This window comes from Polaromonas sp. UC242_47, assembly GCF_044452385.1.
Taxonomy (GTDB): domain Bacteria; phylum Pseudomonadota; class Gammaproteobacteria; order Burkholderiales; family Burkholderiaceae_C; genus Polaromonas.
In genome coordinates this window covers 4,026,387-4,050,908 of sequence record NZ_JBIOAO010000001.1, presented here as the reverse complement: position 1 = coordinate 4,050,908, position 24,522 = coordinate 4,026,387, and the positions used below count along the sequence as shown (strand labels likewise).

Sequence of the window (24,522 nt, the reverse complement as noted above, 5' to 3'; positions counted from 1 at the left end):
GTCTTAAGCTTGCAGGAACAGCCGGTAAACCGGGTTGTCGGTTTCTTCGACGTGCGGGTAACCCAGCGTGTCGAGGAAGGTCTTGAAGGCCTTGTTGTCGGCCTTGGGCACCTGCAACCCGACCAGGATGCGGCCGTAGTCCGCGCCCTGGTTGCGGTAGTGGAACAGGGAGATGTTCCAGCCGGGCTTCATGGTCGACAAAAACTTCATCAGCGCGCCTGGCCGCTCGGGAAACACAAAACGCAGCAGACGTTCGTCTTTGGAGAGCGCCGTGTGCCCGCCCACCATGTGGCGGATATGTTCCTTGGCCAGGTCGTCATGGGTCAAATCCAGCGACTTGAAGCCATGCTTGCTGAAGTTGTTGGCGATCTTGCTACTTTCGCCCTTGCCGTGGGTGGTCAGGCCGACAAACACATGGGCTTGGGCTGCGTCGCTGATGCGGTAGTTGAACTCGGTCACGCTGCGCGGGCCGCCCGGCAACTCGCCAATCAGCTCGCAAAAACGCCTGAAGCTGCCGCGCTCCTCGGGAATCGTCACGGCAAACAGCGCTTCGCGCTCTTCGCCCACTTCAGCGCGTTCGGCGACAAAACGCAGGCGGTCAAAATTCATGTTCGCGCCGCACAAAATGGCGGCGTAGGTCTCGCCCTTGGTTTTGTGCGTGGCGACGTATTGCTTGATGGCGGCCACACTCATCGCGCCGGAGGGCTCGACAATGCTGCGCGTGTCGATAAACACGTCCTTGATGGCGGCGCAGACGGCGTCGGTGTCCACCGTGATGAATTCATCGACCAGCTCACGGGCGATGCGAAAGGTTTCTTCGCCGACCAGCTTGACGGCGGTGCCGTCGGCAAACAGGCCGACATCGGGCAGCGTCACGCGTTTGCCAGCGCCGACGGACTGCAACATCGCGTTCGAGTCGCTCATTTGCACACCGATGACCTTGACCTCGGGTCGCACCGCCTTGATGTAGTTGGCCACGCCGGAAATCAGGCCGCCGCCGCCTATGGCCACAAACACCGCGTCCAGCGAACCTTTGCCTATGGTCTGGATTTGCCGCAGGATTTCCATGGCAATCGTGCCCTGGCCGGCGATCACGTCCGGGTCGTCAAACGGGTGCACAAAAGTCAGGCCGTTTTTTTTCTCCAGCGCGACCGCATGTCCATGGGCATCCGAATAACTGTCGCCATGCAGGATCACCTCGCCACCCAGCGCCTTGACCGCGTCGACCTTGACCTGCGGTGTGGTCACCGGCATCACGATCACCGCGCGGGTGCCCAGCTTGTGTGCACCCAGCGCCACACCTTGCGCATGGTTGCCGGCCGAGGCACAAATCACGCCTTTTTTGAGCTGGGCGGGGCTCAGGTGCGCCATCTTGTTGTAGGCGCCGCGCAGCTTGAAACTGAACACCGGCTGCTGGTCTTCGCGCTTGAGCAAGACGGTGTTGTGCACACGCCGGCTCAGGTTTTTCGCGGGTTCCAGGCCGGACTCCACGGCAACGTCATAAACACGGGCCGTCAGAATTTTCTTGAGGTAGTCGGCCGGGCTGAGGTCGGCTGCCTTGGGCGAGGATTTTTTTTGGGGGGTGGATGTCATGGTTCGCTCTTTCACTGGATCATTGTAGGGTTTCGCCCTTTCCTCAGTCCGGGTGGCCGTTGGATGCGCATGCCGTCGTCTGCAAACCTGTGTTTGCTCGCATCACTTTTGAAAAGAGGTCTGCCCCGCTTTTTTTTTCAAGTGGGCCGACATAAAAAAAGCCACCCGTCCGGAGGAGAGGTGGCTGTAAAAACCTTGGAGACAAAACTAAAGCTGGCTTACGCCAGCCTGGGATCAGAAAGCGTGGCGAATGCCCACATACAGCTGACTGGCATCCTGACCAACGCCGTTGTTAGGTGTGCCATTGGCGGAACCTTGACCATACAGCGCGTAGCCGGCGTTGGCCTTGTTGTTCAGCTTGGCGTAAGACACACCCACCGAGGTGCGCTTGGACAGCGAATAATCGTAGCCCAGGGACCACAGCGAAGAGCTGGAGTCAGCAAGGGTCGTACCGTTAACCTTGAGATCGCTGGCTTTGGTGTAGGTGAACAGGAAAGTGCCTGCGCCCAGTGGCACGGTCACAGGGATAGACCAGACGTTGCGCTTGGTTTCCGATTCAGCAGCAGTCATCAGGCCAGCAATCAGCTTCGACTGGTCATAGGTCAGGCCAACCGTGGCCACGCCAAAGTCGTAGTCGCCAAACAGCGTGTAGGCTTTTTGGTCGCCACGAGTGGCGGTAGCACGACGGTCTTCCGACTTGGCATCCCACACGGAGAAGCCAGCCTTGATCGGGCCATTGCCGTAGAGCAGTTTGGCAGACACCGCTTTACCTTTGCCTGCATCGCCCAAAGCACCTTCGGAACCATTGAAGGCGGTGCTGTAGTTCAACTCGCCCTTGAAGCCGGAGAAGGTCGGTGTCGTGTAGCGAATCGTGTTGGTGGCGCGGCTGGCATTGGCGATGGATTGAGCGGAGGAGCCACCATTCACATAACCGAGCAAGGCGCAACTGCTGGCCTGGAAGGCGGTGGCACGTGAACCGTGCGAGTCCTGGCCCAGGCAGTAGTGCGTGTCCAGCTTGCCGAGCTGGATCATGCCAAGGCCACCGCTCAGGCCGACGAAGGTGTTACCCGTAGCGATGGGGCTGGAAGTGGGTGCGGCACCATTGTCGTCCACGCGGAAACGCGTGTCGATCTGGAACACAGCCTTCAGGCCGCCGCCGAGGTCTTCGGCGCCGCTGATGATGAAGCGCGAAGAACCGTCAGCAACGCTCAGGCCGCTGCCATTGGTGGTGCCGGCTGGGCCGTTCGAGTATTTGGTCTGTGCCACGCCGCCTTTGATGATGCCGGACAGGGTGACGGAGGATTGAGCGAAGGCGCTGACAGCGGCAAAGGCTGCCAGAGCAATAAGGGATTTTTTCATTGCAAGAGTTTCTCTAAAGTTAAACATGACATCCCAGAACTTGTGATCTTTGGGCTGACTTTCATTGCGAAAGACGTACTAATTAGAGCAAAGAGGTGCGAACTTTTTGATGACAAATGCGTGACAGTTGCCTTCCTGAGACAGCTGTAGTTGAGATTCTTTTTGGCGTTGACAGGGGTACTTTTTTGCACGCACCTCCAAGGCGGCTTATCGCCATATGAACGATTGGGTGAATTCTTTTGATGGCATTCATCCTCGTGACTTGCAAGCACGGTATATGGTTTTTTTGTGCTTCATGGTTTTGCCTTTCATTGCAAGTCGTCTTGAGGCCGCGACGTCATCGAATTGAAAGCTAGACTGACAACCGCAGGGTGGAGAGATTCTTTGCAGGAGCAACGCACCGAATCGAGGGCGTGGTTTTTGACAATGCTTCGAAAACAAAAAAAAGCCGCCAAGTCGTGAAACTTGGCGGCTTTGAGCTTTGAATCTCAAGCTGGCTTAAGCCAGCGAGGGATTAGAAAGCGTGGCGAATGCCCAGGTACAACTGGCTGGCGTCCTGGCCAACAGCGTTGTTAGGCGTGCCGTTCAGGGAAGCTTGGGTGTACAGCGCGTAACCGGCGTTGGCCTTGTTGTTCAGACGAGCGTAAGAGACACCCACCGAAGTGCGCTTGGACAAGGAGTAGTCGTAGCCGACGGAGATCAGCGAAGCGCCGGTATCCGCAGCGGTCGTGCCGTTGTTCTTGATGTCGCTGGCTTTCGTGTAGGTGAACAGGAAAGTACCTGCGCCCAGTGGCACGGTCACAGGGATGGACCAGGCGCTACGCTTGGCTTTGGCATCAGCGCCGGCAACCAAACCGCTGTTGATTTCCGAGTTGTCATAAGTCAGGCCAACGGTGGCAACGCCAAAGTTGTAGTCGCCAAACAAGGTGTAAGCCTTCTGGTCAGCACGGGCAACACCAGCAATGCGGCTTTCCGACTTGGCATCCCAGATGGACAGGCCGGCCTTGATCGGGCCATTGCCGTAGTTCAGGCCAGCATTGACCGCACGGCCTTTGCCTGCGTCGCCGGGGATGCCTTCAGGACCATTGAAGCTGGTGCTGTAGTTCAACTGGCCCTGGAAGCCGGAGAAGTTAGGTGTGGTGTAACGGATGGTGTTGGTCGAGCGGCTAGCGTTGGCGATGGCTGCGCCAGCATTGCCGACGTAACCGAGGATGCCGCAGCTGGATGCCTGCATGGCGGTAGCGCGCGAACCGTGCTGGTCAGAGCCCAGGCAGTAATGGGTGTCCATCTTGCCCAGTTGGATCGTGCCGAGGCCGCCGCTCAGACCGACGAAGGTGTTGCCGGAACCCAGGGGGCTGGAAGTGGGGGCGCCACCGTTGTCGTCAACGCGGAAACGGGTGTCGATCTGGAACACAGCCTTCAGGCCGCCGCCGAGGTCTTCGGTGCCGCCGATGATGAAACGCGAAGAACCGTCAGCAACGCTCAGGCCGCTGCCGTTGGTCGTGCCGGCTGGGCCGTTCGAATATTTGGTCTGGGCAACGCCGCCCTTGATGGTGCCGGACAAAGTCACGGAAGACTGGGCGAAAGCGCTAACAGCGGCGAATGCTGCCAAGGCAACGAGAGATTTTTTCATTACGAGAGTTTTTGAAGTTAATTGAAAAACTAGGGTTTGCACCCTTGTATTGACCTTGGCTTTCAAGGTCTTCCCGATTAAACCAGCAGTTTGGAGGTATTTTTGTGCCAAACCCGTTTAAATTGCTTTTATGGAGCTCTTGGCGGGTATTTTTTTTGTGGTAGGGCGTTTTGCTTGGATTTCATGAGTCACATGCAGGGCAAGTATTGGGTTGCGCTTGGCGCTCTTGCCTGGTTGTGCAAGCTCGTCTTGCGCAGGAGGGTTTGAAGCTCTTTCGCTCGTACCTGTGTAAAAGGCTAGAGTGGCAGCGCTGTCGGTGGCTTGGAAACAAAAAAGCCGCCAAGTCGTGAAACTTGGCGGCTTTGAGCTTTGAATCTCAAGCTGGCTTAAGCCAGCGAGGGATTAGAAAGCGTGGCGAATGCCCAGGTACAACTGGCTGGCGTCCTGGCCAACAGCGTTGTTAGGCGTGCCGTTCAGGGAAGCCTGGGTGTACAGCGCGTAACCGGCGTTGGCCTTGTTGTTCAGACGAGCGTAAGAGACACCCACCGAAGTGCGCTTGGACAGGGAGTAGTCGTAGCCGACGGAGAACAGCGAAGCGCCGGAGTCAGCAACGGTGGTGCCGTTGTTCTTGATGTTGCTGGCCTTGGTGTAGGTAGCGAGGAAAGTACCTGCACCCATGGGCACGGTCACAGGGATGGACCAGGCGCTACGCTTGTTTTTGGAGTCAGCAGCGCCGATCAGGCCGCTGTTGATTTCCGAATTGTCATAAGTCAGGCCGACGGTGGCAACGCCAAAGTTGTAGTCGCCAAACAAGGTGTAAGCCTTCTGGTCAGCACGGGCAACACCGGCAATGCGGCTTTCCGACTTGGCATCCCAGATGGAGACACCGGCCTTGATCGGGCCATTGCCGTAGTTCAGGCCAGCATTGGCTGCACGGCCTTTGCCTGCGTCGCCGGGGATGCCTTCAGGACCATTGAAGCTGGTGCTGTAGTTCAACTGGCCCTGGAAGCCGGAGAAGCTAGGCGTCGTGTAGCGGATCGTGTTGGTCGAGCGGCTGGCGTTGGCGATGGCTGCGCCAGCATTGCCGACAAAACCGAGGATGCCGCAGCTGGAGGCCTGCTGTGCGGTAGCGCGCGAGCCGTGCTGGTCAGAGCCCAGGCAGTAATGGGTGTCCATCTTGCCCAGTTGGATCGTGCCGAGGCCGCCGCTCAGGCCGACGAAGGTGTTGCCGCTGGCCAGGGGGCTGGAAGTGGGTGCGCCGCCGTTGTCGTCAACGCGGAAACGGGTGTCGATCTGGAACACGGCTTTCAGGCCGCCGCCGAGGTCTTCGGTGCCGCCGATGATGAAACGCGAAGAACCGTCAGCAACGCTCAGGCCGCTGCCATTGGTCGTGCCGGCTGGGCCGTTCGAATATTTGGTCTGGGCGACGCCGCCCTTGATGGTGCCGGACAAAGTCACGGAAGACTGGGCGAAAGCGCTAACAGCGGCGAATGCAGCCAGAGCAGCTACCGTCCACGTCAAAAAAATAGAACTTTCTGTTGGAGACAAACTCATATGAATGGTGATTTTCATGAAGACAACATGTTGTGCATCGTGCAAAAAATTCACGCCAACTACACTGTCAGCCTTTCCGAGCTTCGGAACCCCAGTGCCAGCCTGTCAGGGTTGGTGAAAAGTTCCGGGCCTGTGGCTGTCATGGAGCACGACAAGGCCCTGTTTTATGTGGTTTCTCGTGACTGGCTGCATCGCCTGCACGAAAGTGGCGGGGACGCTGGCCGCAATCTGTCCCCGGCCACGCCGATAGAAATTGCCCCGCCCACCAGCTCCTCCCTGACGTTTGCCGAGGTGGCGCAAAAAATGGTGTTGCTGGAGGCCAGCCGGGCGTTGCGCGGAGCCTACAGTTCTGAATCGGTGGCGATTATCAAAGGCCGGCTGAATGCCACCATCTTGCCGGTGCTGGGTCATGTGCTGATTGGGGAGGTGCAGGCCGAGCAGCTTCAGGCCCTGATCAACCGCATGGCCGCACTGGAGCGCTCGGCGACCACCATGAGCCAGCACCTGGTGATTGTGCGCAAGGTGCTCAAGCTGGCCTGGTCCCGCAAATGGATCTCTGAAATCCCGGAAATACCGAAAATCACCATTCAGAACCAGCCGCGCTCCACTTTCAGCGTGAGCCAGTACAAACAAATGCTGCGTACCGCCAAACAGCTGGTGCGCCAGGGGGCGCTCGCCCCCTGCGTCAAGGAAAGCGTCAGCGGCCGGGAGCGTTTCTGGGTGACTCCCAAGTTCCGGACCATGCCGCAGGACATGTACTGGCTGATCGGCTTCATGGTCAACAGCTTTGTGCGGCCCAGCGACATCAAGCTGATGCAGCACAAACATATTGAAGTCATCCGGGGTGAGCGGGTGTACCTCCGGCTGACCCTGCCGACCACCAAAAAACATGACAAACCGGTGGTGACGCTGCGGCCTGCGGTCCGGATTTATGAATCCTTGCTGGCCAAGGCGCGCAGCGATGGTTATGCCGGCCCGGATGACTACCTGTTTTTACCCAAGGAAAAAAATCGCGAACATGTGCTGGCGGTGATGAATTTCTGGCTCAAGTGGATTTTGCGGGAGGCCGGCATGGCCCTGTCCGACAACCGCGGGCAGGCCCGCACCTTGTATTGCCTGCGCCACACGGCCATTACCTTCAGGTTGCTGTATGGCCAGGGCATTGACATGTTGACCCTGGCCCGCAATGCGCGCACCTCAGTCGACATGATCGAGAATTTTTATGCCTCCACGCTGGAAGGCGAGATGAACGTGGGCATGCTGCAAAGCCGGCGTGTCATGCGGCAAAAATAAGCGGCATCACGGCGGGTTGCGTCTGGCGAGCGCAGCGCAAAGTAGTGCGGGCAAGAAAAAGGCCCAGACCTTGCGGTCTGGGCCTGTAAATCCACCCTTGGAGGGATGGAGGAGACAACCATTGCACGAAAACACTTGCGTGTTCGTGCGATGATTTCAGTATAACGGAGACGTGTTGCAGCGCAGCAATAATCTGTTGTGAAAAATAAACTTTTTTAGCTTTTATCCAAATATTTCTCGTTTTAAAGGGTGGTGATTCATGGAATGCACAGTGAGCTGGACCGGTGGGAGCACTTCTGGCGCAAACACAAAGACTTCAGGTTCGGCCATGGGGTTTTTGGCCGTGACCGGCAGCGGCCACACATTGGAGATGGACGGCGCTCCTGACGCTCTCAAGCCGGAAAACGGCGGCGCCAATCTGGCGCCCCGACCCATGGAAACCGTGCTCGCCGGCACCGGCGGCTGTACGGCGTATGACGTCGTCCTGATTCTCAAGCGGGGCCGCCATGATGTGCGCGGCTGCACGGTCAAACTCACGTCCGAACGGGCCGAAACCGATCCCAAGGTGTTCACCAAAATTCACATGCATTTTGTGGTGACGGGACACGGTATCGCGGCCAGTGTGGTGGAGCGCGCCATAGCGATGAGCCATGACAAATACTGCTCCGCCACCATCATGCTCGGCAAAACGGCCGACATCACCACCAGTTTTGAGCTGCAGGAAGCTTGAAATTTAGGAGAAATATGGCTCTAGACCTTGTCTGGAAAGCGTAAGTAGCTATTAAAAAAGTAGCGACTTAAATGTAGTGCGCGGTCGCGGTCATGACTTTGGCCGAAGCTCGCATCAGCGCCTTGACGGGCTGGGGCAATTCAAACGCCCCCGCACCTTGCGCATCTTGCGCATGGCGCGCTTCGTCGTCTTTCATCTGCGCCACGATGGCGCGTGACGCATGGTCGCCTTCCGGCAGACGATCCAGGTGGCTGGCCAGATGAGCTTCCACCTGGCGCTCGGTCTCCATCACAAAGCCCAGGCTGATCTTGTCGCCTAGTCGCCCGGCGAGCAAGCCTAAGCCAAACGCACCGGCGTACCACAAGGGATTGAGCAGCGAAGGTTGGGTGCCCAGTTCGTCCAGCCGCTCACGGGTCCAGGCCAGGTGGTCGCCTTCTTCCTTGCTGGCGGCTATGAAATGCTGGCGCAAGGCCGGGTTTCGGGTGCTCAGGGCCTGCGAGGCGTAAAGCGCCTGGGCGCAGACCTCGCCGACATGGTTGACCCGCATCAACGCCCCGGCCAGCGCCTTGTCGGGCATGCTCAACTCGGTCGCCTGGCCGGGCACGGTAGGGCAGCTTCGGGCCGCATGCGGCTTGGAAAACAGGGTGCGCAGGGCGCTATCGGCGGCATTGAGCAGGACATCCATGGCGTATTACTTTGTATCGGTGGTGGGGAGCGCAGAGGCCAGTTTATCCAGCCGCGTCTCAAGCTGCATCACACGTTCATCCAGAGATGCGCTCGTCGTGGCGCTTGCAGCTGGGGCCTTGTTCGCAAGGGCGGAGGCGGGCGAGGGTGTCAGGCGTGCCACTTCGTGGCCGCGCCGTGTGATGCAAAAAGCCTCACCGCGCTCCACTGCAGCGATGAGCCGGGAAAAGTTCTGATTGGCTTCCCGCAGGGAGATGTACTGATATTTCATTTGGTAAGGCGATTCTGACCAAAATCGCCAGTTTTCTTAATCAGATCAATGGAATGTAGTACAAATTGTAGTACAAGTCGGTTTGGTTAGACTGTCTCATCAAGGGCGAGTGGTGATCGCCTTGCCAAGTGGTCGACATGTGTTGCAGAGCTGCAACGAAATTGGATTTAACCGGCTAATTCCTTTGCGAAAGCCTTCGGCCTCTGGTGCAATACATACAACTTCCTAATTGGAGGTTGGCCCGGGGATCCGAAATCCTGGAGCCCTATGTTTAACCTTGGAGAAACTCGCAATGAAAAAATCCCTAGTTGCTCTGGCTACACTGTCCGTTATGGGCGCAGCCTTTGCTCAGTCTACCGTGACCTTGTCCGGTATTATCAAGGGCGGCGTTGCCCAGACCAAATATTCGAACGGCCCAGCCGGCGCCGTGACTGGCAGCGGCCTGAGCGTTTCTGACGGTTCTTCGCGCTTCATCATCGGCGGCACCGAAGACCTCGGCGGCGGCCTGAAAGCCGTGTTCCAGATCGACACCCGTTTCCGCGTTGACGACAACGGTGCCGCACCCACTTCCAGCCCCCTGGCTGGTGGTAACACCTTTGTCGGCCTGAGCGGCGGCTTGGGCATGATCCAAATCGGCAAGATGGATACCCATTACTGCCTGGGCTCTGACCAGCATGGCTCGCGTTCCACCGCTCTGCAGGCTTCCAGCTGCGCACTGCTCGGTTTTGTCAATGGTGGTGGTGCTGCTCAAGCCATTGCCAACGCCAGCCGTTCGCAAAACGTGATCCGTTACACGACGCCTAACTTCTCCGGTTTCCAGGGTCAGCTGAACTACAGCACCAATTTCCAAGGCTCTGAAGGCACCGTTGGCGACGCAGGCAAAGGCCGTGCGTACAATCTTGGCCTGAACTACGGCAATGGCCCGATCAAGGCTGGCCTGTCTATCTGGGACGCCAAGCAGGAAAACCAGCTCGCTGGCGCTGCTGGTACCGGCGGCACGCAAAAGGCTTACACGCTGTTTGGTGACTACAACTTTGGCGTCGCCACCGTTGGCCTGACCTATGACAACTCGGAACTCAACACCGGTACCATCGGTGGTGCTGATGCCAAAGCCAAGCGTAACGTCTGGTCCATCCCTGTGACCGTGCCACTGGGTGCAGGTACTTTCTTGGCCACCTACACCAAGGCCAGCAACATCAAGAACAACGGCACGACCCTTGCTGATAGCGGTGCTTCGCTGTTCTCCCTTGGCTACGACTACGCTTTGTCCAAGCGCACTTCGGTGGGCGTGTCTTACGCTCGTCTGAACAACAAGGCTGCTGCTAGTTACGCCCTGTACACCCAAGGTTCGCTGAACGGCACGCCTAACAACACTGTTGGCCAGACCGCCAGCCAGTTGTACCTGGGTATCCGCCACGCTTTCTAATCCCTCGCTGGCTTAAGCCAGCTTGAGATTCAAAGCTCAAAGCCGCCAAGTTTCACGACTTGGCGGCTTTTTTACTTTTATGGCAATTGGCGGAGTTCTTTGGCTGCTTTGATTCAGTTAGGGCGTGGGAACTTTGTTCAGCGGGTGTGGGCTGCGAGGTCGGCCGCTCTTACACTTCGAGCATCATTGAAATGGAACGCAAACCTATGCTTCGTATCGCAGGGCAAGTTATTGGACTTTGGATTTTGTTGCAACTGGCGGCCTGCTCGTCTTTGTCTGGCGGTTCCGCAGCAGTGGATGGGCGCTTGCCCCCAACGCCGTGGACATTGGCCTCTGGCGGTAACGGTGATGCGTTGGCGTGGCAACACTACAAGTTGCCGGGCAAGCAGCCCAGCAAGTTCAGCTACGTCCGCAAGGACGGCCGCGATGCGATGGCGGTTCATGCCCAATCTTCGGCCAGCATGGTGCGCCAGGCGGTTCGGATTGAGCCTGCCGAGCTGGACAGCCTCCGCTTCTCATGGAAAGTGCCTGACCTGATCGCTCAGGCTGACATGGCGCTGCGCGATGCGGACGATTCTCCGGTTCGTATTGTTCTGGCATTCGAGGGTGATCGCAGCAAGTTCTCCGGCAAAAATGCCATGCTCTCCGAGCTTGCGCGCGCCCTGACCGGTGAGGAAATGCCCTACGCCACCTTGATGTATGTGTGGTGCAACTCGCGCCCGCCAGGCAGTGTGATTGTCAACCCACGCACCGACAGGATACGCAAGCTGGTGGTCGAATCTGGCGAGGGCCGGTTGCGCCAGTGGGTGGATTACGAGCGCAATATACGCGCGGACTATGAAAAGGCCTTCGGTGAGGCGCCGGGTGCGCTGGTGGGCATAGGCATCATGACGGACAGCGACAACACGCGTTCGACGACCCAGGCCTGGTATGGGCCTGTCACGCTTGGGACCGCTGCGCGCGCGAATTAAACATCGTCCTGCACCTTGCCGCCAAGGGGGGAGGTGACATCGCGGCCCCGGGCCTGATCAACCTGGAGGTGGCGCGTCCATGGGGTGCAGAGCACCTCGCCCATGACCTTCATGGGTGTTTGATCACGCCTGATTTTTAGTAAGCGTCAGCGCTGAAAAGCGCTGGGATTTTCCCTGTTTTCGCTCCTTGAAGCCTAAGGAAATCCCGGTGTCGGCACGGCGCTTGCTCTGCTAGCATCGGCTCTCGATCCAACCTTCACCCGATGCTCGCATTCATACTCCGCCGTCTGTTTCAGTCCGTCATCGTGATGGTCACCGTCGCCTTTCTGGCGTTCATGCTTTTCCAGTATGTAGGTGATCCGGTGGTGTTTCTTCTCGGGCAGGATGCCAGGCCCGATCAAATCAATCAGCTGCGCGCCGATCTGGGGCTGGACAAGCCCTTTTTTGTGCAGTTTGCCCACTTTCTGACCAATGCCGTGCAGGGTGAGTTTGGCTTGAGCCTGCGCCAGGGCGCCAAGGTCTCACGCCTGATTGCCGAACGTCTTCCCGCCACCATGGAGCTCGCACTGGTCGCGGCTGTGCTGGCGCTGGTGGTCGGTATTCCCATGGGTGTGTATGCGGCCTTGCGACGCGGCAGCTTCATGAGCCAGGTGCTGATGACCATCTCGCTGCTGGGGGTGTCGCTGCCGACCTTTCTGATCGGCATTTTGCTGATCCTGTTTTTCTCGGTGGGCCTGGGCTGGTTTCCCAGCTTCGGACGCGGCGAGGTGGTGCAACTGGGTTGGTGGAGCAGCGGCCTGCTGACCGTTGATGGCTGGTACCACATCGTGTTGCCGGCGATCACGCTGGCGATTTTTCAGCTGACCTTGATCATGCGGCTGGTTCGGGCGGAAATGCTCGAAGTGCTGCGCACCGACTACATCAAGTTTGCGCGCGCACGCGGCCTCTCCAACCGCGCCATCCATTTTGGCCATGCGCTGAAAAATACCCTGGTGCCGGTGATGACCATCACTGGTTTGCAATTGGGCGGGTTGATCGCCTTTGCCATCATCACCGAAACCGTGTTCCAGTGGCCAGGCATGGGTTTGCTGTTTATCCAGGCCGTGACCTTTGCCGACATCCCCGTGATGGCTGCCTATCTGTGCCTGATTGCCCTGATCTTTGTGGTGATCAACCTGGTGGTCGATATGTTGTATTTCGCCGTCGATCCGCGCTTGCGCGTAAGCAACGCGGGAGGCCATTGATGCAAGCGTCTCGCCCTACCCCCACCCTGAAAGCCAATGGCCGGGCCTTTGCCCAGATCAGCGCCTTCCACCCGGAACTGACGGCTTTCAGGCGCGATCTGCATGCGCATCCCGAGCTCGGTTTTGAAGAGCTGTATACCGGTGCGCGGGTCAAGGAAGCCCTGCAGCGCTGCGGCGTGGACGAGATCCACACCGGCATTGGCAAGACCGGCCTGGTGGCCGTCATCAAGGGGCAACGCAGCAACAGCGGCAAGATGATCGGTCTGCGCGCCGACATGGACGCATTGCCCATGACGGAGCACAACGAGTTCGCCTGGAAGTCTTCCAAATCCGGCCTGATGCACGGTTGCGGCCATGACGGTCACGTCGCCATGCTGGTCGGTGCCGCACGTTATCTGGCCGCCACACGCAACTTTGACGGCACCGCCGTGCTGATTTTCCAGCCGGGTGAAGAAGGTTTTGCCGGTGCCCGCATCATGATCGAGGACGGCCTGTTTGACCGTTTTCCGGTGCAGGCGGTGTACGGCATGCACAACTGGCCGGCCATGCGGCCGGGCACGGTGGGCATACGGCCGGGACCGATGATGGCTGCGGCGGACCGCATCACCATCGACATCACCGGCCGCGGCGGCCATGGCGCCCATGCCTACATGACGGTGGACCCGGTGCTGGTGGCGGCGCACATCATCACCGCGGCACAAAGCATTGTGTCGCGCAATGCCAACCCGATCGATAGCGCCGTGCTCAGCATTTGTGCGATGCAGGCCGGCGACCTGGGCGCCATGAGTGTGGTGCCCGGCAAGGCCACGCTGGTTGGTACCGTGCGCACCTTCAGTTCAGAGGTGCAGGACATGGTCGAACGCCGGCTGAGCGAGTTGTGCAGCGCCGTGGCGCTGGGTTTTGGCGCCACGGCCAGCGTTCATTACGAACGTATTTATCCTGCCACCATCAACTCGCACGACGAGACCCGGTTCGCCACCCATGTGGTCGAAACCCTGGTGGGCACCGACCACGTGGTGCGGGACATGGCGCCCAGCATGGGAGCGGAAGACTTTTCTTTCATGTTGCAGGTCAAGCCCGGTGCCTACATGCGTATCGGCCAGGGCGCCGAGAACGGCGTCGGCAGCTGCTTTCTGCACAACACCCGTTACGACTTCAATGACGACATCTTGCCGCTGGGCGCTGCTTTGCATGCGGGCCTGGTGGAGCAGTCCATGCCTTTGTCCACTTAGCGCCAGCCTTATCCATTTCAACAGGAGAACCTCATGAATTTCAAGAAAAAAGCAGCTCTATCCCTGATGGGGACTGCGCTGACAGCTACAAGTTTGGTAGCGTCGGCGGTTACCTTGCGGGTTGGCAACCAGGGCGACGCCTTGTCGATGGACCCGCATTCGCTCAACGAGTCGCTGCAGATCAGCGTCAACGAAAACGTCTACGAACCGCTGGTCACACGGGGCCGTGACTACAAACTCGCCCCCTCGCTGGCGACCAGCTGGAAGCAGACCTCGCCCACGGTCTGGCGGTTTGAGCTGCGCAAGGGTGTGCAGTTTCACGATGGCACGCCGTTCACCGCCGATGACGTGATCTTCAGCTACGAGCGTGCCAAGAGCGATGGCTCCGACATGAAAACTTATGTCGGCCAGATCAAGGAGATCAAAAAGCTCAACGATCACTCCATCGACATCGTCACCATCGCGCCTTTTCCCATCCTGCCGGAGTTGTTCACACACTTCAACATCATGAGCAAGAAGTGGTGCGAAACCAACCAGGCGACCAAGCCGGTGGACCGCCGCAAAGGCATTGAAAACGCGGCCTCCTTCCGCGCCAACGGCACCGGCCCATTTCGCCTGCGTGAACGCCAGCCGAATGTGCGCACCACCTATGTGCGCAACGGCAACTACTGGGGCAAGATCGAAGGCAATGTCGATGAAGTCATCTTCAACGTGATTGGCAACGACGCCACCCGCGTCGCTGCGCTGATCTCCGGCGAGATCGACGCGATGGAGCCGATTCCGGTGCAAGACGTGGGTCGCGTCAAGGCCGCCTCCAACCTCAAGGTCTTGCAAGGCCCCGAGCTGCGCGTGATTTTCCTGGGCATGGACCAGAAGCGCGATGAACTGCTGTTCTCGAATGTCAAAGGCAAAAACCCCTTCAAGGACAAACGTGTGCGCCAGGCCTTTTACCAGGCCATCGATATCGAAGGTATCAAGCGCACAGTGATGCGGGGCGCGTCCATGCCGATTGCCCAGATGTTCCCGGCGCAGGTCAACGGTTATGCGCCTGACCTGGAAAAACGCCTGCCTTATGACCCGGAGGCTTCCAAGAAGCTGCTGGCCGAAGCCGGTTACCCGAACGGTTTTGAAGTCACCATGAACTGCCCGAATGACCGTTACGTCAATGACGGCGCCATCTGCCAGGCGGTGGCCGCCAACATGGCGCGTGTCGGTGTGAAGATCAAGCTTGAGGTCGAAACCAAGGGCACGTATTTCCCCAAGATTTTGCGCCGCGACACCAGCTTCTACATGCTGGGCTGGACTTCCAGCACCGTGGATGCCCACAACGTCTTGTACGCCATCATGTCCACGCCAGGTGACGGTGGCCGCGGCCAGTTCAACCTGGGTGCCTACAGCAATCCCAAGTTCGATGAACTGACCGACAAGATTGCCTCGGAAACCGATATCAAAAAACGCAACGACATGATTCATGAGGCCATCAAGATCCATCAGGACGACGTCGGCCATTTGCCACTGCATGCGCAAACCCTGAACTGGGGTGCCAAGAAAAACGTGGATCTGGTCCAGTGGCCGGATAACGGCATGATGTGGAGATACGTGACGGTCAAGTGATGACAAGCCTGACTGGAAACTGGGCCCACCGGGCCTGGCAAAGCGATATCGGCTACAGCTTTCGCACCTCCCCGATGGCGGTGGTGGCGGCGGTGATCGCTTTTGTCTGTGTCTTCTGTGCGGTGTTTGCCGGTTGGGTGGCGCCGCACAATCCGATGGACCTGGCCACGCTGGAGCTGTCGGATGCCTTTTGCCGCCGTCCTGGATGGACGGCGGTAATCCCAAATACTGGCTGGGCACCGACGACCAAGGCCGCGACATTCTGTCGGCCCTGATGTACGGTGCGCGCATTTCGCTGCTGGTGGGGTTTGCCTCGGTGGCCTTGTCGGTGGCGGCGGGAGTGTCGCTGGGCCTGCTGGCCGGCTTTCGGGGTGGCTGGATAGACGCCGCCCTGATGCGTATCTGCGATGTCATGTCGTCCTTCCCGCCCATTCTGGTGGCCTTGCTGATTGCCGGTGTGGGCAAGGCGGTGTTTCCGGATGCGGGCCATTGGGTGGCGCTGGGTGTGCTGGTGTTATCGATTTCCATGGGCCAGTCCGGCTGGGTGCAATATGCGCGCACGGTGCGCGGCGTGACCCTGGTCGAGCGCAACAAGGAATATGTGCAGGCCGCACGCGTCACCGGTGTGTCGCCCAGGCACATCATGCGCCGCCATGTGTTGCCCAATGTGATGGGGCCAGTCATGGTGCTGGCCACCATCCAGGTGGCCACGGCCATCATCACCGAAGCAACACTGTCTTTTCTGGGCGTGGGCGTGCCGCCGACTTCGCCTTCACTGGGCACCCTGATCCAGGTTGGCAACAAGTTTCTTTTTTCCGGCAACTGGTGGATCACTGTGTTTCCCGGTCTGGTCCTGGTGTTGATTGCCTTGTCGGTCAACCTGCTGGGCGACTGGCTGCGTGATGCGCTGAACCCCCGGCTGCGCTAAAGAGATATGACCCCCACGCTTGTCACTGCGTGTACTGCGCTGCCCCCCGAGGGGGCTGGCCTTGCTCGGGGCGGCCCTTCGCTGCGGCCGATGACCCCCACGCTTGTCGCTTCGCGTACTACGCTGCCCTCTGAAGGGGGGCATTTTTCCTTGGGGCGGCCCGGCGGAAAAACCTGGCTTCACGTTTCCGCTTCGGTGATTGAGATATTCCAATGAGTCTTTTGCAAGTCAAGAACCTGGTGGTTGAGTTTCCAGGCCGGCACGGCACGCTGCGTGCGCTGGACGACATTTCCTTCGAGATCGCGCCGGGTGAAATTCTCGGCGTGGTGGGTGAATCCGGGGCTGGCAAGTCGCTGACCGGCGCCGCCATCATCGGCTTGCTGGAACCACCCGGGCGTATAGGCAGTGGCCAGATATTGTTGGAAGGCCAGCGTATCGATAACTTGCCTTACGAGCAGATGCGCCACATCCGCGGGCGCAAGATAGGCGCGATTTTCCAGGACCCACTGACCTCGCTGAATCCGCTGTACACGGTGGGCCGGCAACTGATCGAGACGATACAAACCCATTTGCCGGTCGGTGCGGCGGAAGCCCGCCAGCGTGCCATTTCGCTGTTGCAGGACACCGGCATTCCGGCGGCCGAGCAACGCATCGAGCATTACCCGCACCAGTTTTCGGGCGGCATGCGCCAGCGTGTGGTGATCGCCCTGGCGCTGGCCGCCGAGCCCAAGCTGATTGTTGCCGACGAGCCGACCACCGCGTTGGATGTGTCCATCCAGGCGCAAATCATCACCCTGCTCAAAAGCATTTGTAAAAAACACGGCGCCGCCGTGATGCTGATCACCCACGACATGGGGGTGATTGCCGAAACCTGTGACCGCGTTGCGGTGATGTATGCCGGACGGATTGCCGAGATCGGCCCGGTGCATGAAGTGATCAACCGCCCGTCCCATCCCTACACCGAAGGCCTGATGGCGGCGATTCCCGACATCACGCTGGACCGCGAGCGACTCAACCAGATTGACGGTGCCATGCCCCGCCTGAATGCCATCCCCGCCGGTTGTGCCTACAACCCGCGTTGTCCCAAGGTGTTTGACCGCTGCAAGCAGGAGCGGCCAGACCTGCTGCCGGCCGGCGCGACACGTGCCGCCTGCTGGCTGCATGCCGGGAGTGCGCTATGAGCATGACCAAGGATATGGCCGGAAGCGGCGCGACAGGAGCCTTGGTTCAGGCCCGTGATCTGGCCAAGACTTTTGATGTGTCGCCACCCTGGCTGAACCGCGTGATCGAACGCAAGCCCAAACTCATGCTCAAGGCCGTGGACGGTGTCAGTTTTGAGATTGAAAAAGGCAAAACGCTGGCGCTGGTCGGCGAGTCGGGTTGCGGCAAAAGCACGGTCGCCAAATTGCTGGTGGGTTTGTACGAGCCCACCCACGGCGGGATGAACTTCGACGGCCAGGACGCGCATGCCGCGTTCAAGACGCCGGAAGGCCGGCAATTGCGGCGCCGCATTCAGATGATTTTCCAGGACCCGTATGCCAGCCTGAACCCGCGCTGGATTGTCGAGGACATTGTCGGTGAGCCGCTGAAGGAACACGGCCTGATCACCGACGAGGAAGAACTCAAAACCCGCGTGGGCGAACTGCTCAAGTCGGTGGGTCTGTCCCCGCTGGACATGTTGAAGTACCCGCACCAGTTCTCGGGCGGGCAGCGCCAGCGCATCTCGATTGCGCGCGCACTGGCCACCGAGCCGGAGTTTCTGGTGTGTGACGAGCCCACCTCGGCGCTGGACGTGAGTGTGCAGGCCCAGGTGCTCAACATCATGAAAGACCTGCAGCGCGAGCGCGGTCTGACTTATTTGTTCATCTCGCACAACCTGGCCGTGGTGCGCCACGTCAGCGACCAGGTCGGCGTGATGTACCTGGGGCGACTGGTGGAACTGGCCGACAAACAAACCCTGTTCGCCAGCCCGCGCCATCCCTACACTCGCATGTTGCTCGACGCGATTCCGAAGATGCACGACACCGGCAAGGCGCGCACGCCGGTGCAAGGCGAAGTGCCCAACCCGCTGAACCCGCCGTCCGGCTGCACCTTCCACCCGCGCTGCCCGCATGTCAACGATCGCTGCCGCAACGAGCGACCGCAGCTCCTGAGCATCCGGGGCGTGAAGATTGCTTGCCATGCGGTGGAAGAGGGGCGTATTTAGTTGTTATTGTTTTTATAGCTGCTTATGTTCGTCCTGTAAGGGCTGGAGGCCTATTTTTATTAAGAGATTTGGTTTTTTGGCATCACGCTGCTTTGCAGTTTGCTTGGGGCAGTAGGACGGACTCCCCACTCCCACCCCTAACCCCTCCCTCGCCCCGCTGGGCGATGGAGGGGGACTTCATTTGGCCTTGTGTGCTGCAAACGCGTGCATGAATGACGGTCTCTTGACCGACGAGGGCGCGCTAAGCGCCTTCGTCTCCCCGGATTTGTTCCCGCTCCCACCCCCCTTCTGTCTGCGCCGAGGAGCGCAGGGCGAGTCGGATCAGGGCGAGCGATTGTCTGAGCGTAGCGAGTTCGAGCTCGACCCCGGCTGGACCGAGCACCGCAGGTTGCCCCTGAGCGTCAGCGAAGGGGACGCAGACAGCGGGGTCGCCTTTTCTTTGCTTACTTTCTTTTGGCGAAGCAAAAGAAAGTGAGTAGCTGCCGGGCTACCCCCGGCTTGTAGGCACACCACAAACAACCCGTGTCAAAGACGGTTTTGAATGGCGAGGGCCTCAAGCGTACCGCTTGCTACGCAAATTGTTCTTCATTTCCTTGAGCATAGGCTGCAGCCTGTCACCACCAATCCGCAAGGCCACACAGGTCGCCAGAATGTCGATGATCATCAGATGCAGCAGGCGCGACACCATGGGGCTGTAGCGGTCATAACCTTCCGGGTGGTCGGCCGCCAGGTGGATGTGACCGGCGGCGGCCAGTGGCGAGCCGCTGGCGGTGATCACAATCGTGGTCGCGCCATTTTTCCGGGCGATGCCTTCGGCATCCATCAGGTCGCGCGTGCGGCCCGAGTTCGAGATGATCACCACACAGTCGCCCGGCCGCAGCAGCGAGGCGCTCATCACCTGCAGGTGGCCGTCGCTGTAGGCAATCGAATGCACGCCCAGACGGAAAAACTTGTGCTGCGCGTCCTGCGCCACGATGCCGGAATTGCCAACGCCGAAAAACTCGATACGCTGGCCGGTCTGGTAAGTGGCGGCCAGCACATGGGCGGCTTTTTCAATTGCCACCGAGCTGGCGTCGTTGCGGTATTTCAAAAAAGCCGCCACGGTGTTGTCGATGACCTTGACCAGCACATCGCTGGTCTTGTCGTCCACATCCACACTGCGGTGGATAAAAGGCACGCCTTCGCTGACACTGCCGGCCAGCTTGAGCTTGAAGTCGGACAGGCCGTCGTAACCCACACTGCGGCAAAAACGAATCACCGTCGGCTTGCTCACATGCGCGCGCGACGCCAGCTCCGTCACCGGCAGATTGGCAAACGCACGTGGGTCGCTCAGCACCAGGTGCGCAACCCGCTGTTCGGCCGGCGCCAGGGACGGCAAGGAGGCCTTGATCCGGTCAAGCACTGGAGAGGCCCCCAAAGTCGCGCACGGCGTGCAGGATTGGCTGTTGCCAGCCAGGGCCGCGGAACCGGCTTTGCCGGGCCGCAGGCGCAACGGCCCCCTCGGGGGGCAGGGAGTTACGCGAAGCGAACGACCGTGGGGGCCACATTCTTAACATTCCTCACTCCAGCAATAGTTGTCCCGGGCGATCATCGCGCTGGACGCACTCGGTCCCCAGGTGCCGGCAGCGTAGGGGCGCGGGCCGGCCGTGTCTTGTTGCCAGGCGTCCAGAATCGGTTCGACCCAGCGCCAGGCTTCTTCCTGCTCGTCGCTGCGCACAAACAGGTTCAGGCGGCCGTTGATCACGTCGAGCAGCAGGCGTTCATAAGCGCCCACGCGTTCGGTGCCAAACCGTTTGTCAAAGTCCAGGTCCAGTTGTACCGGCGCCAGGGTCTGGCTGGCAACACGGGCGCCCAGGCGGTTGTCCTGGCCTTGTGCCAGCAGGTGCAACTCCAGCCCGTCCTTGGGCTGCAGATTGATCACCAGCCGGTTGCCTGCACCTTGCGGCGATTTGAAAATCGCATGTGGCGTGGGCCGGAAGTTCACCTCAATATGGGCGTCACGCTCGGCCAGGCGTTTGCCGGTGCGTATATAAAACGGCACGCCGGCCCAACGCCAGTTGGCAATTTCGGTGCGCAGCGCCACAAAGGTTTCGGTCCGGCTGTCCGGGTTGACGCCGCTTTCCTGCCGGTAGCCGGACACGGCCGCGCCGTTGATGCTGCCGGCGACATATTGGCCGCGCACCACGTGTTGCTTCAGTGTCTCCGGCGTCCAGGGTTTGAGCGAACGCAAGACCTTCAGCTTTTCGTCTCGGATGGCGTCGGCATGGGCGTTGATGGGCGGCTCCATGCCAATCGCGCAAAGCAGTTGCAGCGCGTGGTTTTGCACCATGTCGCGCAGGGCGCCGGTGTTGTCGTAAAAGGCGCCGCGTTTTTCCACGCCCAGTTCTTCGGCAATCGTGATCTGGATGTTAGCAATGGTTTCGCGGCGCCACAGCGGCTCGAACAGCGAGTTGCCAAAACGCATTGCAAACAGGTTTTGGACCGAAGGTTTGCCCAGGTAGTGGTCGATGCGGAAGATTTGCTTTTCCGGCAACACACGCAACACGGCTTCGTTGATCGCGCGGTTGGATGCCAGGTCGTGGCCCAGCGGTTTTTCCAGCACCACCCGGGTCTGCGGCCCGTTGAGTCCGACGGCCGCCATGTTTTCACAAATCCCCGTGAACAGCGCCGGCGCGGTGGCCAAATACATCACCACGGTGTCGGCCTGGCGCGACTGCAAGGTGTCGGCCAGCAGCGCATAGTCGGCGGGCTGTGACAAATCCATGCGCACATAGTGCAGCAGGGCGGCAAACCGCTCGAACTCGTCGGCGCTGGGCCGTTTGGCCAGATCCACGCTGTCAAAACGCGACTGGATCAGCGCGCGGTATTGCGCATCGGTCAGGGCGTCGCGGCCCACACCCAAAATACGCCCGTCTTTGGGCAGCGAGCCATGCCGGAAAGCCTGAAACAGCGCGGGCATCAATTTGCGCCAGGTGAGGTCGCCCGTACCGCCAAACAGGACCAGATCAAAGCTCATTGTTGCCAACCTTCCAGTGCGTAATGTAATAAAGTTTCATATGATGTGGTCATAATCGTAACTCAATCGGGCAGTTTCCTGACGCGGTTTCTGCAGTTGCCCAACTACACTTTGACCATGAACCAACTCGAAGCCCTCAAACAGTTCACCACCGTGGTCGCCGACACCGGCGACTTCAAGCAGCTCGATGCCTTCAAGCCGCAGGACGCGACCACGAATCCGTCGCTGATCCTCAAGGCGGTGCAAAAGCCTGACTACCAGCCGCTGCTGCTTGAGACGATGGCGAAGTTCCGCGGCCGGGCGCTGGACGAAACCATGGACCGCCTCCTGGTGCGTTTTGGCTGCGAAATCTTGTCGCTGATTCCCGGCCGCGTGTCGACCGAAATTGATGCACGCCTGAGTTTTGATAGCAACGCCACCTTCACACGCGGCGAACGCATCATCGAGTTGTACGAGGCCGAGGGCATTCACATCGACCGCGTGCTGATCAAGGTGGCGGCCACCTGGGAAGGCATAGAGGCCGCGCGCCGGCTCGAAGACCGCGGCATCCATACCAACCTGACCCTGCTGTTTTCCTTCTGCCAGGCGGTGGCCTGCGGTCAGGCCAGGGTGCAGCTGATTTCCCCCTTTGTCGGGCGCATTTACGACTGGTACAAAAAGTCCGCCGGCGTCGCCTGGAACGAAGCCGAGAAGGCCGGTGCCAACGATCCCGGCGTGAGATCGGTGCGCGAGATCTACAACCACTACAAACATTTCGGCATAAGCACCGAAGTCATGGGTGCGAGTTTTCGCAACGTCGGGCAAATCACCGCGCTGGCCGGTTGCGACCTGCTGACCATCAGCCCCGATCTGCTGGCCCAGTTGGCCGCCAGCGAGGCGCCGCTGCAACGCGCCCTGGACGCCCAAGCCGCCCAGGCGCTGGACCTGCCGGCCGTCAATTTTGATGAAGTGACTTTCCGCTACGCCCTCAACGAAGACGCCATGGCCACCGAGAAGCTGGCCGAAGGCATACGTGCGTTTGCCGCCGATGCGCTCAAGCTGGAACAGTTGATGCTTGCCGCATGAGCATGCCCACCACCACCCGTTGCGACCAGACCCCGGCCTGGGCCTCGCTGCAAGCGCGTTTTGACGCGTCCGGAAAAAAGTTCGACCTGCGTGCTGCTTTTACCGCCAATCCCCAACGCTTTGCAGAGTTCAGCCAGGACGCGCCTTATGTGTTTGCCGACCTGTCCAAAAACCTGATCGATACGTCTACCCAGGCCTTGCTGCTGGACCTGGCGCGCCAGTGTGGCGTCGAGCAATACCGCGACGCCCTGTTTGCCGGCGAGAAGGTCAATTGCACCGAAAACCGTGCGGCCATGCATTTCTTGTTAAGAAATCCGGCTCCAGCCCAGGAAGGACGGGCGCAGGAAGCTATTGAAAACATAGCGAAAGAGCAGGCTCAGGCGCAGGAGACGCGCAATGCCATGCTGGCCTACGCGGAGCAGGTGCGCGGAGACGAGGCCATCACCGACATCGTCAACATCGGCATAGGCGGCTCCGACCTCGGCCCGCAAATGGCGGTGCTGGCGCTGGAGGCCTTCCGGTTGCCGGGCAAACGGTTTCACTTTGTCTCCAACGTCGATGGCGAGGAACTGGCTGGGGTGCTGGATCAGCTCAGACCGCAGAACACCTTGTTCCTGGTGGCGTCTAAGACGTTCACCACGCCTGAAACCATGACCAACGCCTTGTCGGCGAAACACTGGTTTGAAGCGCAGGGCGGCCAGGACATCACGCGCCATTTCGCCGCGCTGACGACCAACGTGGCAGCGGCCCAGGTTTTCGGCATCCACACCACCTTCGGCTTCTGGGACTGGGTGGGCGGGCGTTATTCGCTGTGGTCGGCTATCGGCCTGCCGCTGGCGATCGCCATAGGTGCGCAGGGTTTCAAGGATTTTCTGGCCGGCGCCCACGCGATGGACGAACATTTCCAGACCGCGCCGCTGGCGCAAAACCTGCCGGTGCGCCTGGGCCTGCTCGATGTCTGGTACCGCAATTTTTATGGCTTTACCAGCCGCAGCATCGCGCCCTACAGCAGCGCCTTGCGCCGCCTGCCGGCGTATTTGCAGCAGCTGGAAATGGAGAGCAACGGCAAACGTGTGGACAAGCATGGCCGGACCCTGCCTTTTGCCACCGCGCCTGTGCTTTGGGGCGAACCCGGGACCAACGGCCAGCACGCGTATTTCCAGATGTTGCACCAGGGGACCGATGTGGTGCCGGTCGAATTTGTGGCCGTGGCCCAGGCCCGCCATGGCCTGCCCGGCCACCATGACAAGCTGCTGGCCAATGTGCTGGCGCAAGCCCAAGCCTTGATGCAGGGTCAAGACGATGTGGGCGGTCACAAACATTTCCCCGGCAACCGGCCCAGCACCTTCTTGTTGCTTGATGAACTCACGCCTGCCAGCCTGGGTGCGTTGATCGCGCTGCAGGAACATCGCGTGTTCACCAGCGGCGCGATCTGGGGCATCAACAGTTTCGATCAGTGGGGGGTGGAGCTTGGCAAGGTGCTGGCTCGGGATATAGAAGCCAGGCTGGCGACGGGTGATGCCACGGGATTGGACGGATCGACCTCGGGGCTGTTGCGAAGAATCAATTCGGCCTGATTGCCTGGCGGCGGTGTGCAGTATTTCGTTGCGGGACCGTGGCGCTTCATGGTCAACTCTTGGCATTGATCTGACAACCTTCTTTCCGCACCATGCCTCAACCCGTTTCTGCCTTCCGCGGTCTCC

At 59.7% G+C, this 24,522-nt stretch carries 19 protein-coding genes and 1 pseudogene; 12 read left to right on the top strand and 8 right to left on the bottom strand.

Features of this window, described 5'->3' with window-relative positions; genetic code table 11:
• Window positions 1–3: 3 nt before the first annotated feature.
• From ilvA to ACHMXK_RS19640, 4 genes are all read right to left on the bottom strand, one after another.
• Window positions 4–1,593 (bottom strand): threonine ammonia-lyase, biosynthetic, encoded by a 1,590-nt coding sequence (ilvA, locus tag ACHMXK_RS19655; RefSeq protein WP_397442203.1) that lies wholly within the window; start codon window positions 1,591–1,593, stop codon window positions 4–6.
• Window positions 1,594–1,827: 234 nt separating this feature from the next.
• Window positions 1,828–2,952, bottom strand: coding sequence for a porin (locus ACHMXK_RS19650; RefSeq protein WP_397442202.1), 1,125 nt, complete (start codon window positions 2,950–2,952; stop codon window positions 1,828–1,830).
• A gap of 514 nt (window positions 2,953–3,466) precedes the next feature.
• Window positions 3,467–4,585: a porin gene (locus ACHMXK_RS19645; RefSeq protein WP_397442201.1), complete on the bottom strand. Its 1,119-nt coding sequence runs from the start codon at window positions 4,583–4,585 to the stop codon at window positions 3,467–3,469.
• Window positions 4,586–4,987: 402 nt separating this feature from the next.
• Window positions 4,988–6,139, bottom strand: coding sequence for a porin (locus tag ACHMXK_RS19640; protein ID WP_397442568.1), 1,152 nt, complete (start codon window positions 6,137–6,139; stop codon window positions 4,988–4,990).
• Here ACHMXK_RS19640 and ACHMXK_RS19635 point away from each other — a divergent pair, their 5' ends adjacent.
• A complete protein-coding gene (locus ACHMXK_RS19635) occupies window positions 6,140–7,432 on the top strand; it encodes a hypothetical protein (protein WP_397442200.1) in 1,293 nt (430 codons plus the stop codon).
• Between the two features lie 259 nt (window positions 7,433–7,691).
• Window positions 7,692–8,162, top strand: coding sequence for an OsmC family protein (locus ACHMXK_RS19630; RefSeq protein WP_397442199.1), 471 nt, complete (start codon window positions 7,692–7,694; stop codon window positions 8,160–8,162).
• Between the two features lie 67 nt (window positions 8,163–8,229).
• Here the strand turns inward: ACHMXK_RS19630 and coq7 are convergent, their stop codons facing one another.
• Window positions 8,230–8,847, bottom strand: a complete 618-nt coding sequence (gene coq7 / locus ACHMXK_RS19625) for a 2-polyprenyl-3-methyl-6-methoxy-1,4-benzoquinone monooxygenase (protein WP_397442198.1) — start codon at window positions 8,845–8,847, stop codon at window positions 8,230–8,232.
• A 6-nt stretch (window positions 8,848–8,853) separates the two neighbouring features.
• A complete protein-coding gene (locus ACHMXK_RS19620) occupies window positions 8,854–9,117 on the bottom strand; it encodes a type II toxin-antitoxin system Phd/YefM family antitoxin (RefSeq protein ID WP_397442197.1) in 264 nt (87 codons plus the stop codon).
• Between the two features lie 292 nt (window positions 9,118–9,409).
• Between ACHMXK_RS19620 and ACHMXK_RS19615 the strand changes: the two genes are divergently transcribed.
• The 8 genes and pseudogenes from ACHMXK_RS19615 (at window position 9,410) to ACHMXK_RS19580 (ending at window position 18,738) form a co-directional block, all read left to right on the top strand.
• The gene (locus tag ACHMXK_RS19615; RefSeq protein ID WP_397442196.1) at window positions 9,410–10,543 is read left to right on the top strand and encodes a porin; all 1,134 of its coding nucleotides are present in this window, start codon (window positions 9,410–9,412) and stop codon (window positions 10,541–10,543) included.
• 305 nt (window positions 10,544–10,848) lie between these two features.
• A complete protein-coding gene (locus ACHMXK_RS19610; RefSeq protein WP_397442195.1) occupies window positions 10,849–11,514 on the top strand; it encodes a DUF3047 domain-containing protein in 666 nt (221 codons plus the stop codon).
• Window positions 11,515–11,777: 263 nt separating this feature from the next.
• Window positions 11,778–12,758 (top strand): ABC transporter permease, encoded by a 981-nt coding sequence (locus tag ACHMXK_RS19605; RefSeq protein ID WP_397442194.1) that lies wholly within the window; start codon window positions 11,778–11,780, stop codon window positions 12,756–12,758.
• Entirely contained in the window at window positions 12,758–13,990 is a 1,233-nt protein-coding gene (locus ACHMXK_RS19600) for a M20 aminoacylase family protein (RefSeq protein ID WP_397442193.1), read from the top strand. Before ACHMXK_RS19605 ends, ACHMXK_RS19600 begins: the two co-directional genes overlap by 1 nt.
• Before the next feature lie 33 nt (window positions 13,991–14,023).
• Window positions 14,024–15,604 (top strand): ABC transporter substrate-binding protein, encoded by a 1,581-nt coding sequence (locus ACHMXK_RS19595; protein ID WP_397442192.1) that lies wholly within the window; start codon window positions 14,024–14,026, stop codon window positions 15,602–15,604.
• Window positions 15,604–16,532 (top strand): annotated as a pseudogene (locus ACHMXK_RS19590) (ABC transporter permease). Before ACHMXK_RS19595 ends, ACHMXK_RS19590 begins: the two are co-directional and overlap by 1 nt.
• 212 nt (window positions 16,533–16,744) lie before the next feature.
• On the top strand, window positions 16,745–17,713 hold the full coding sequence (locus ACHMXK_RS19585) for an ABC transporter ATP-binding protein (RefSeq protein ID WP_397442191.1): 969 nt from the start codon (window positions 16,745–16,747) through the stop codon (window positions 17,711–17,713).
• Entirely contained in the window at window positions 17,710–18,738 is a 1,029-nt protein-coding gene (locus ACHMXK_RS19580; protein WP_397442190.1) for an ABC transporter ATP-binding protein, read from the top strand. Before ACHMXK_RS19585 ends, ACHMXK_RS19580 begins: the two co-directional genes overlap by 4 nt.
• Window positions 18,739–19,291: 553 nt before the next feature.
• On the opposite strand, the gene ACHMXK_RS19575 is transcribed toward ACHMXK_RS19580, so the two are convergent.
• Both ACHMXK_RS19575 and zwf read right to left on the bottom strand, forming a co-directional pair.
• A complete protein-coding gene (locus ACHMXK_RS19575) occupies window positions 19,292–20,140 on the bottom strand; it encodes an SIS domain-containing protein (RefSeq protein WP_318408392.1) in 849 nt (282 codons plus the stop codon).
• 147 nt (window positions 20,141–20,287) lie between these two features.
• Window positions 20,288–21,754 carry a glucose-6-phosphate dehydrogenase gene (gene zwf / locus ACHMXK_RS19570; RefSeq protein WP_397442189.1) on the bottom strand — a complete coding sequence of 489 codons (1,467 nt, stop codon included), beginning with the start codon at window positions 21,752–21,754 and terminating at the stop codon, window positions 20,288–20,290.
• Window positions 21,755–21,871: 117 nt separating this feature from the next.
• On the opposite strand from zwf, the gene tal reads away from it, so the two are divergent.
• Both tal and pgi read left to right on the top strand, forming a co-directional pair.
• Complete coding sequence (gene tal / locus ACHMXK_RS19565) at window positions 21,872–22,819, top strand: transaldolase (RefSeq protein WP_397442188.1); 948 nt, start codon at window positions 21,872–21,874, stop codon at window positions 22,817–22,819.
• Window positions 22,816–24,396 (top strand): glucose-6-phosphate isomerase, encoded by a 1,581-nt coding sequence (gene pgi, locus ACHMXK_RS19560; protein ID WP_397442187.1) that lies wholly within the window; start codon window positions 22,816–22,818, stop codon window positions 24,394–24,396. The genes tal and pgi overlap by 4 nt, the downstream gene beginning before the upstream one ends.
• The last annotated feature ends 126 nt before the right edge of the window (window positions 24,397–24,522 follow it).